Source organism: Candidatus Zixiibacteriota bacterium, from assembly GCA_020853795.1.
Classification (GTDB): Bacteria; Zixibacteria; MSB-5A5; order CAIYYT01; family CAIYYT01; genus JADJGC01.
The window spans coordinates 1-10,616 of the sequence record JADYYF010000159.1; the positions used below are offsets into that span (position 1 = coordinate 1).

General features: G+C 57.4%; 5 protein-coding genes. All 5 read left to right on the top strand.

All coding sequences use genetic code 11. From position 1 onward, the window contains the following. The first annotated feature begins 20 nt into the window (after nt 1-20). On the top strand, nt 21-383 hold the full coding sequence (locus IT585_12405; protein MCC6964048.1) for a T9SS type A sorting domain-containing protein: 363 nt from the start codon (nt 21-23) through the stop codon (nt 381-383). A gap of 516 nt (nt 384-899) precedes the next feature. Further along, complete coding sequence (locus IT585_12410; GenBank protein ID MCC6964049.1) at nt 900-2,600, top strand: FHA domain-containing protein; 1,701 nt, start codon at nt 900-902, stop codon at nt 2,598-2,600. Nucleotides 2,601-2,825: 225 nt separating this feature from the next. After that, the gene (locus tag IT585_12415) at nt 2,826-6,251 is read left to right on the top strand and encodes a hypothetical protein (GenBank protein MCC6964050.1); all 3,426 of its coding nucleotides are present in this window, start codon (nt 2,826-2,828) and stop codon (nt 6,249-6,251) included. Between the two features lie 225 nt (nt 6,252-6,476). After that, nucleotides 6,477-9,455: a hypothetical protein gene (locus IT585_12420; protein MCC6964051.1), complete on the top strand. Its 2,979-nt coding sequence runs from the start codon at nt 6,477-6,479 to the stop codon at nt 9,453-9,455. Nucleotides 9,456-9,531: 76 nt separating this feature from the next. After that, nucleotides 9,532-10,616 (top strand): hypothetical protein (locus IT585_12425; GenBank protein MCC6964052.1); only part of this gene is annotated, 1,085 nt, incomplete at its 3' end.

A 10,616-nucleotide genomic window follows, 5' to 3' on the forward strand; every position in this document is an offset into this window, starting at 1 on the left:
AGGGTGATGGGGAGTTGGTGTTGACGAGCGCGATCGTCGTGGATTCGGATGCTCGGGAGATGGCGACCACGATCTCATCGGCGAAGGTTGAGAGGGTCCTGCCGACGGAGTTTGCTTTGAAGCAGAACCGGCCGAATCCATTTAATCCGTCGACCGAGATCAGCTTCAGCCTGCCGAAACCGGCGGAGGTCACGCTGGTGATCTATAACGTCCTCGGTGAAAACGTCGTGACCCTGGCGGAAGGGTTGCGCGCGGCCGGAACACATGCGGTGATGTGGGATGGGCGTGACAATAGTGGGAGCGCGGTGGCGTCGGGCGTGTACTTCTATCGCCTCGATGCGGGTGAATTTTGCGCGACGCGAAAGATGCTGTTGCTGAAGTAGCCGCAGGCCGTCACCGCGATCGGTGGCTGAGGCGGTTCGATACATAGTGCAGTGAAAGGGAGGGTAGGAGGACCCGGCGCAGGCCGGGTCTTTCTGCATGAGGCGATCAAGGCGTTCATGTGACCCAATAATCCACGAGGATGTTCCTTCGTTTGAGCGGTGAGGATTTTGAATTGCTTGTTCTTCGGGGAGAAGCTGATGTAGACGAGAGTCAGGATCGCAGGGATCCTGACCTACGAATTAAGACACTTGAATTTCAATGATGGTTAGGGGTGGCGAGAAATGCGTTCCGATAAGCTGAAGCGGCAATGGAAGGACGCCTGAACGAGCACAATGCGAAACTGAGACAGAACGCTCCGTGATTTAGATTGCAATAGCCTTGGGAGGAGGTTAGTTTTTACAGTGATCCGCTCTGGGTGTGCCGAGATTGCGGCTGAGGCTGCTTGGCTCTCGGCAACGAAACTGCCTTGCAGGGCGGGCGCGGACAGGAACGATGGCGGGGAGGAGCGACACGACTTGGACGCCTTGACTCTGACAGTGATTTCGGCAGTGGGGGATGCGAGTTGGCAATTGCCTGCCGGCACGCATCTGGTCGGCAGAGATCCCCACTGCGAAATTGCCATCGATGATCCAACCGTCTCGCGTCAGCACGCCAGGCTTGAGGTGACCTCGGAGTCAACAAGACTGGTTGATCTCGGCAGCAAGAACGGCACATTCGTCAACGGGGCGCGCGTGTCCGATGCGCAGGTGATTCGATCGGGCGATTTGCTGGGGTTCGGTAAGGTGATTGCGGTCCTTGGTTCAAGCCCACCGGCGGCGGCGCCGGAGGCAATGGCGACTGCGGCGGCGGACTGGACGCTCATCGATAGCCGTACCCGGAGTTTTGACAGCGTCGATGTTCGGGGGCTGCTGCAAGAGCGGACCGAAGTCCTCCAGCGTCTGCTTGAGGCGTTCGGCGGATTGACGGCGATCATCCGGCAGGAGCTCAGGAACGAAAGCGAGCTGGAGTCGTACTTGACTCGGCTGGCATCAGTGGTCGGCGCCGGTGAGGCCTGGGCAGTCGAGTTTGACGATGCCGGTGAGCGCTGGCGGGTAATGGCGCGGAGCAGCAGGTCGGAATTGAGTGCGGCTGCTGTCACGGAGGAACCGGATCAGCAGTTGCAGCAGGCATTTCGTGCCCAGGAAATTGCGGTCACTCGGCTTGTTGGTGATGCTGAAGCGACTCCAAAGATGTCGATAGCGGTGCCGGTGACGAGTGATGGGGAGCGAATTGGAGTGTTGTATCTGGCGGGCCTGCACGTGGCCGAAGGCGAGATCAATTCACGGCTAGAGTTAGCGCAATCGGGGGCGGACATCATCGCGCTCAAGTTGCGTGGTCTGCGACAGCGGGAGAGTGAGTTGGCGGTGGCAGCAGCGGCCGCGCGATTACGCGAGAGCGAGTCGAATCGTGAGGCACTACTGCGAGCGCACCAGCTGTTACAGGAGCAGCACGAGGAGTTGCTGGAGGCGAACAAGCTGGCCGCACTCGGTAAGCTGGCAGCCGGGATCGTGCATGAACTCAACACGCCGATTGCGGTCGCCCGGTCATCGAGCCAGACGATCGCGTCGTTCGTGAAGCGAGAAGTCGATGCAGCGGAGGCGGGCGCGTCCGCAGGGATTCGCGCCAATCTTGAGGCACTGAATGCGGCAACGCAACGAATCGGGGAAGTGATCGCGGCGCTGAAGACATTCGCACTCATCGATCGACCGGAAGTAATGCCGTTGGAGGTCAATGCGTGCATGGATGCGACGATTGAGCTTCTGAAGCCGCGCTTTCCGGCGACAATCCGACTGGTGCGGAGGTACGGCGACATCGGGCCAGTTACCTGCTCCGGACGCGAACTCAACCAGGTCCTGCTGGCAGTTTTGGAGAATGCTTTTCAGGCGGTCGCGGAAACAGGCGAGGTTGCACTGACGACATCCTCCAGCGAAGAAGCCGTGACAATCGAGATCGCCGACAATGGACGCGGCATTGTCGCGGAGAAGCTTGAGCACATATTTGAGCCCAACTTCGTGATCAAAGCGGGGCGAGTGCGATTGGGATTGGGGCTCAGCGCGGCCAAGCGGGTATTATTGGAGATGAACGGGCAGATTGCAATTCGCTCGGAGCTTGGTAAGGGGACGACGGTAACAATCAGGGTGCCGAAAGTTGCGGCGACCGGCGGCGAACCGGAGTAATGCGCGGTGAATGTCCCAATAAGCACATCGATTTACTCTTATCTTCAAGTCTCGCGGAATTGAATCCGGGATCGGCGCATTGCCCAGAGTTCAATGCAGTCTGCGCTGCAAAGGCTCCGCAATGCGCTTGACAATGACGACGAAATAGTATACGTTAGCATCGCTAGTTACTACACCAGAACTGAGCGACGACATTTCGCACGAAAAAGTCCGAAGGGAGGGCCTGTGCACACGCGTTCGCTGTCCGCCATTGCTGTATTCTTCTTGATCTCGATTGTCACCAATCTGCATGTTGAATTTTCCAGCCGAAGCCTGTCGGTCAGTGTGCACGCATCCGCCGCCACACGGGAAGCCGATGAGATGACGGCGACGCAGGCTATCGTTCTCAAAGCCGGCTATAACCTGGTCTCTTGGTCCGTGGATACACCTTGCGATTCGATCAGTTGCCTGATCGATGACATCGTTGATCATCTGCTCCTGATCACTTCTTATGATCAGGGTGGACTTACATATGATCCAGCCTACCCGCCGTTTTCCACGCTAAGCGCGATGGACCATCTGCACGGCTATTGGTTTCGCATGTCGCAAGTGGATACCCTGGTGTTGACTGGGAATTCGGTAGCTCCGACCACGCCGATCCAGTTGGATGCCGGGTGGAATCTGGTTTCCTACCTGCCGGCGGCGCCGGAAAGCACGCATATCGCGTTAGCGTCGGTGATGCCTGATGTTGACGGTGTGTTCACGTTCGACCACGGTGGTTTCAGCTTCTATCCCGATCTGCAGACGTACTCGACGGCCAGAGTAATGGAGCCGCTCAAGGGCTACTGGATTAAGATGACGTCGAGTGCGGTGCTGACCTACCCGGACGCGAAGGGGCAGGCGGGAAGTGGAGTCACTCCCGAAGGGGAGGTGGCCAGCCGCGAGGTGGCGAATCCCACGACGAGTTGGATCAACGTGTACGCGCCACCGTCAAAAGCACTGAGCAAGCTGCTGGGAAACGAACGCTCGGGGATTATCGAGGCGTTCGATCCGCAGGGGACGAAGTGCGGAGAGGATGTCCTTCACTCGGACGGATCATTTGGCGTCATGCCGATCTATCAGGACGATCCGTACACCTCCGGTGTTGACGAGGGGGCAAGCCCTGGCAGTGTGATCTCGTTCAAGGTCAACGGCAAGGCCGTGAGTTTGACGCCGACGGTGACCTGGACGAATTTCGGGGATGTGTTTGCGCTGGACGCCATTAGCTTCTTATGTGGTGATGCGGACAACAACGGGTCGATCAGCGTCTCAGATCCTGTCTATCTGCTCAACTACATTTTCTCAGGGGGGCCCGAACCCGTCACAATGGCACAGGGAGATGCCGACGACTGCGGCTCAATCAATGTAACCGATGTTCACTATTTAGTCAGATACATTTTTTCCACTGGACTCCCACCCTGTGCCGGTGGTACCTGCACATTGCCGACAAATCAGAATGCCATTATCCTGAGTGGTTGTCCATATTCATTTCCTGACGAGAGCGACTCGATCGGCATTCCCGTGTACATTCGAAATGAGCTGCAAATTGGGGCATTTTCGCTTGGTTTTTCATATGACTCTGATCTCTACGAGATGACAAGTGCGGTGAAGGGTCCCGGCATGCCCAGCGGTGGATCATTCTATGTCAGGCCGAGACCTGCTGAGAACAAGATGTTCGTTGGTTGGGTCGACCTAATGGTCACGAATCCGATTGGCGTGCATGCGTCTGGCTCCGAAGCCTTGCTCTTCACGATGTACTTGCGGAAGTCGCCGGGTGCTTCGTCTGGTTGTATCGACATCAATTCGAGCTTCGTCGATCCGGCTGGGCCGTTCATTTTTTCGGCCCAGACCGGCGGGACGATTGTACCGGCGCTTGTCGATTGCGGCACCTGCGACGTTCAGATTGGCAGCGGAAATCCGGTCGTCAGCTCCTGGTCGTTCGGCAACAGCGAGGCGAATATGTGGCCGGAGTCGCACTGGGGTTTGATCGGCTATTGTGGGATCATCACGCCGTGCGAACGGTGCTGCATACTGTGTGAGCCGTCGGACTTCCCGGACTGGTGGGAGCTGTTCGTATCCGCACTCGGAACTCCGCAGTGTTACTTCGATCCGCCTCCGGGGCCGGTGAAGTTTCGACCGTCGGCGTTGGCCCAATGGACGGCGCTGAAGGGGCCGTGGAGCGGGTCGTGCTTTGGATTTGCGGCCACTGAGTGGCTCTACACTGACGGCATTCGTCAGGTGGCGACCGATTTTCCAGGATACGGCGAACTTGACGCAGTTCCGTTGAGCGACGCCGGCCGGGCAATGATCAACAAGTACTACCTCTACCAATTTGCCGAGAGCGAGCAGGAGGCGATTGCCGCCCAGCTGGGCACCGTGACGCCGGTGCAGACCCTGAACGCATGCCGTGTCATGCTCGCCAGTCCAGTGCGTAACGACCGCGTGTTGATGTTATTCAATAACAATGGTCCGGGCGGACATGCGGTGGTGCCCTGGGAGATCAATGCCGGCAGCGGCTCGATACAGCGGATTTTCGTCTTCGATAGCAATCATCCCAACGATTCGTCCCGCTACATCGCGATTGACACAGTGGGAAACGCGTGGTATTACGCCGCCCAGCCAAGCTGGGGCGGTAGTGGCGGGCTGATGCTTCTGAGCCCCGTCAGCCAGTATGAGTCACCGTTGATTCTCATGGATACAGCGTCGGTGACACAGAAGACACGCTTCTATTTCGGCGAGGCCGATTCGGCATTGTTCTCCTCCGTGCAAGGGACAATCGGGTTTGGCAGTAATGATCTGTTCGGTACCGTGAGCGGCGGCGTGCCGATCACGCCGGCGACCGGCACTGAGACCTGGCCGATCGGGTACCTGCTGCCGACCGGTGACTGGTACTGCTCAGCCACCGGAGTCGTCGATGGCATCTTCGCGATCGTTGACGGCGAACATCGGATCTTTCGTCACGGCGGCGCCAAGTCGGGGATCATTAGCTGCTATTATCGCGCGGATGCAGTGACGCCGTCATTGACGGTCTACCCGAGGAGCGGGGGCAAGGGCTCGCAAGGGGCATGTGACAGCAATTTCATCGAGGTGATTTCCATCGAGCCGGACTCGGAGGTTGTCGTCACGATCTGGGATTTCGTGCCGTCGGCAGGCGATTCGGCACGGATGACCTTGACCGCGGACTATTCGGTGCAATTCGACAATTTCGGGGCTGAGGCGAGCTACGACCTGCAGATACAGATCGTGTCGCCGACGGTGGATACGACGTTCTACCATCAGGATGTGCCGATCGGCGAGGAGACGTCGCATCTCATCATGCCGGACTGGCGGCCCAATTCTGACAGTATCGAGATCATGATCGATACCGGCATGATCGGCACGTACGATTCGACGGAGATGATCGGTAATGCTCCGGCGCCGAGTTATCGCTGCGGTGATGCGGACGGATCGGGTAGTGTGAGCATCTCAGATGCCGTGTACTTGATCAATTACATCTTTGGCGGCGGGCCGGCACCGAGTCCGCTTTTGGCCGGCGATGCCGATTGCAGCAACGCCGTGAGCATCTCGGATGCGGTGTATCTGATCAACTACATCTTTGCCGGCGGACCGCAACCGTGTGCGGCGTGTCCGTAGAGGTGTGAGTGGTGGTGAGCTACGCAAGAGCAGGAATGTAACTGGCAGTTGAAGTTGGAATAGATGTTCTCTTTTCGGGGAGGCAAAATGTCTAAGCGTTTGGTGAGCCTGGGAGCGAGATGCTGCATAATTGCTTGTTTCGCTTGTGTGGATTTGGCGTTTGCCGGGAGACACCCGTCCAAACCTGAGTATGATACAGGTCAGCTGGTTGCAGGGCGGCAAGGGTTGATTGGTTGGCCGGCAGCGGATGTGTGCGATGATTTCGACGGAGAAACCATCAACACGGCGTTGTGGTCACAGGTCAGTGGGTCTTGGTCGCAGTCCGACGGAATCATGACCGGTGACTGGAGTCTTGGCAGTGCACACACCGATCAAGGTAATCTCCTGCTACAGGATGCATTTCAGCCCACCGGCGATTATACATTCGACGTCGACCTATACGTCCAAGCCGGAGATGCCAATCGTTGGCGCATTGTGTTGTATCACTCTTCGGGAAACAAGTACAACATCGTCTACGAGTTGGCGGGCTATGTTGGATGTGAGGTCAGGATTGCTGGTGCCGATTATCGACCGGCGCTCTGGGCCTATGAGAGACTCGGGTCAGACTTCAATACTGGAGTCGGTGAGATAAATCATGCCCGCGTCGTCAAGGCCGGGAATGCCTTCACGGCTTATCTCAACGGTCATGAGCTGTTCACACTTGTCGACATTATCTGGGATGGTGACGTCAAGGTGGGTGTCGGAGCTTACGGACTGGTCGCTTATGACAGGGTCTGCGTGGGTGAATCGACTCCCGGAGCGCACAATCAGCGAGTTCTTCTCTACACGACTCGTGGATCAGGCACGGGCGCGGGTAGTCGGGGATTTCACTACAATGAGAATTTGCCGGTGTCGCTCGAAAGTGAGGGCTTCAGCTTCACGCTTCTGGACCGGCAATTGATTCCCATACTGAGCACTCCCTTGCTCCAATACTATGATCAATTGTGGCTGGTCTCGACGGAGACGAGTGCCTCGTTCTTTGACACACCGGAATTGCAGGCAGTTCAGGACTTTTTCAACGCGGGCAACTCAATACTGTTTATCGGAGACGACTGTAGTTACGATGGGCCGGCAAACCAGATTGCGACCGAACAGGGTTTGAGTTTAAGCTTCTCTGGTGCCCCATGCGAAGCAGACCACTGTGGCGGGTCGGTTGGCTGTGCGATCGCGACCAGCGAGTTTGCGCCGCACGAGCTATGGCAAAATGTCACAACGATTCAGGGGAACTTGAACGAGGGCTCGCTGCAGGGAGGAGCGCCGGGGCAGATAGTGGCAAATCATGGTGGTTTCAATATGATTGGCCTGCAGGAGCTTAATGGACGGCGGGTGGCCTGGGATGCTACGTGGTATCGATTCACGGATTCGACCGCACATCCCGATCTCGGCATCACCCATGAAGATAATCTACAGTATGCCAAGAATCTCGCACGTTGGCTGGCGAACCAGATGAACGACACGAGTTGGTCGTTTGCGAACTCGGAGGCCAACATGTGGCCGAGTGCGTGGTGGCAGGCATTCAACTACTGCTATGCCGGCTCGCCGTGCGATCTTTACTGCTTGCTCTGTCGACCGTCAGATTTCCCCAATTGGGATCTCTTTGTCGAGGCTGTGAGCCCCGCGGCGGCTTACTTTGACCCGCCTCCGGGTCAGGTGAGTTATCGCCCGTCGGCTTTGGCGCAATGGGAGGCTTTGCGCGGAGTCTGGACCGGATCGTGCTTTGGTTTTGCGGCCAGCCGTTCGCTATTCTATGACGGATTCTTCAAGGTTGATTCGGTGTTTTCCGGTTACTCAAGTCTCAATGAGGTGCCTCTGAGTGCCCAGAGTCGATCGCTGATCAACAAATATTACCTGTATCAATTCGGATATCAACAGCAACAGCGGATCAATAGCGCGGTCAACTCGATTACACCGGCAGCGACGCTGGCGGCTTGTCAGGCGATGCTGGGGCAGTGGCCGCGCAACGACCGCGCGCTGATGATGTTTCATCAGACAAACACTGGTGGTCACGCGGTCGCGCCGTACCGGTGCTTGAAAGACGGCTCGGATCCTGACCTGTGGTATATCTATGCGTACGACAGCAACTTCCCGGAGGATACGACCAAGCGCGTTGAAATCAACACGGCGAGCAACACCTGGTCGTACTCAGGGCAACCAGGTTGGGGTGGAAGTTATGGACTGTTCCTGCTCGATTCCGTCAACAATTATCTGAACCCGCTGGTGCTGGCCGACACCAACACGGCCACTGAGCAGATTCGCTTCTACTTTGGCGAAGCCGACTCGGCGCACTTTACCTCTGGCGGCGGCACAATGGGGTTTGATCAGAACGGCACCTACGGTAGCGTCACGGGCGGCTCACCGATCATTCCGGTGGATGGCAATGAGACGCCGCCGATCGGTTATTTCCTGCCGACCGGCGAGTGGTACTGCCGCGCCAGCGGCGTGGTGGATGGTGTGTTCACGGTGGTGGACGGTCACAAGCGGGTGTTTCGCAACGGCGGGGCCAAGTCGGGGATCATCAGTTGCTACTACCGGGCCGATGCCGTGGCGCCGTCGCTGACGAGCTACGGGGGTGGCGGCAAGGCCGGGCGCGGGATCTATGACAGCAGTTTCATCGAGGTGATCAGCATCACGCCGGATTCGGAGGTGGTGGTGCAGATATCGGGGCTCGAGATTCCGGCGGGTGACTCAGTGACGTTGACGTTGACTGCGGATCAGCAGGTGCAGGTCGACAACTTCGGTGCGGCGGCTGAATATGACCTGTTAATCCAGATTGTGAGCCCGACGGTGAACACGACGTTTTACCACGAAGCGGTGGCAATCGAGGCGAGCACATCGCACTTGATTACACTCGATTGGCGGATTCATGGGGACAGTGTTGTGATCGGGATTGACACGAGCATGACGGGCATCTTCGGCGATTCGACGATCACGGTTCCAAACAGCGAGCTGGTGCCCTTTGTGTGCGGCGATGCAGACGGTAACGGAATGATCAGCATCTCAGATGCCGTGTACCTGATCAATTACATCTTTGGCGGCGGGCCGGCGCCGAGTCCGGTGATTCGCGGTGATGCGGACTGCAACGGGCTAGTCACAATCTCGGATGCGGTGTATTTGATCAACTACATCTTTGCGGGCGGGCCGATGCCGTGCGCGGCGTGTGAGTGAGTTTGGGATGTTCATAAGCCGCAGTTGACTTCACGGGGAGAAATGAGAGACTGAACGGTCGAACAGGTGTTGGAAAGTGAAAGGAATCAATATGGAGAAGAGTCCGCCGATTCTCATGCTCATTGTCGTATCCAGTCTCTGCTTGTTCTGCTCGAGCGACAAGCGGTGCTTCGCGGCAGGTAGCCCGGGACTTGCCATCGCCTCAGATATGATGGCGGCAATCGGCAAGCTGCAGGCAGCATCAGACACGCATTTTGTCGCCATCGATCTGGCCCATGTGCAGACTGGTGCCGGAAAGGAAGGCAATCGTGAAGCGGCATCGTTTCGTCAGCCCGACGGAGTCGAACCCAGTCCCTTCATTCTATGGCGAAACGACGTAACGTCCCGGAGCGGGATCTGGATCATGACTCTTGATCAGCAGACCGGCGCCCAACGCGGGAATCGGCTTAACGTGCAATTCACAGACTCCTGGCATCCAGTTGATGTAGTTTGGGCTGATCATTTCTCGAGCTCGCCGACGCGCGGAGTCGAGCCAACTCCGTGGGTTGTTTTTCGCGACTATCGACTTTATACGTTTCCGGTGACGCACAGCCTTGACGGCACTCCAGTGGCCGGGTCGCCAACAACATACCTGCCTGTCATCGACTCAACTACCTATGGACACGCCGTTTGTGCGGCGGAACTACCGGGCTCAGAGTACGCCGACGGTCAAGCCCGCTTATTGATTGGCACTGACAACGGATACTTAGTGGTGTTGCGTTTCTCGGCAGCTGGTGGAAACCCCGTTGCGAATTTCATTCACGTATCGTCAGAGCCGATTGTCAATCTCCAACCTTTGCCGCAATGCGGCTACATTGCTTTGGGCACGATCACGGGAGATAGCCTTGTGGGCATTCGACTCCGACAGCCACTCCCTGGTCCGTATGCGACGGTCTTTGCGCTCGCGACCCCTCCTGGAGCGACCGTACCCTTGGATTTAGACTCATTAGGCCCCGATGATGCTGTATTGCCCGATTGCCAGTCCGCACTTCGGTTAGTGCTTGCCGATGGCACGGCCAATTTGGCTCTGGTCGACATCGCAGCGAATCAGACGGGAGTGGCAACCCTAACTCCAACACTGGAGCGCCACAACTTTGGCATCAGGTCCGCAGTGACCGGATC